Annotated in this window: 1 protein-coding gene; it reads left to right on the top strand. The window is 57.7% G+C overall.

Annotation, left to right across the window (positions count from 1 at the left end; all coding sequences use genetic code 11):
- Window positions 1-377, top strand: a 377-nt coding sequence (locus ACXJ7R_RS35950; RefSeq protein WP_457155920.1) for a DUF427 domain-containing protein, incomplete at its 5' end; no start/stop codon positions are given.
- Window positions 378-568 lie beyond the last annotated feature (191 nt).

The following is a 568-nucleotide window of genomic DNA, read 5'->3' as shown; positions in this document are numbered from 1 at the left end:
CTGGTGGACTCGCCATAGAACCGTTTGCTGGCACGGTGACGGTACGATTTTCAGATGCCATAGTTGCTGCCAGCGAACGGGCAAAGGTGTTGCGGGAAGACGGGCAGGAGCCGGTATTCTATGTCCCTTTCGAGGACATCTATTTCGATCTTTTCGAGAAGACCAACACAATTAGACAGAGCCCGCTCAAAGGTACCGCGAGTTACTGGCGCGTCCACGCCGTCGGCAGTTCTTCAGACGACTTCATGTGGGCATATGAAACACCGGATTCCGCCGCTCGGGCGATCGCGCGTCACGGCACTTTCGATCCGGAAAAGGCCCGTATCGATGTCGAACCTGCCGAGGACAAGCGGCATACCCCACACGTCATTGAATAGTTAGCTCTGGCAAGGCAGCGACAGCGCGATGAGCGTTTTCTACCGGGTAGCCAAGATTGCGGAGGAAGTTCACGCAGCACACGCGATAAGACCGGACGGCCTTACATCGAGCATTGCCGCCGCGTCGTCGACGCTGTCGAGACACTCGACCTCGAGCGCGACTGGTCCAAGCTCGCCTACCAGTTCGGGCA

Source organism: Mesorhizobium sp. P5_C1 (assembly GCF_054049815.1).
The sequence above is the reverse complement of the archived record's forward strand: the minus strand, read 5'-3'. Positions and strand labels throughout refer to the sequence as shown.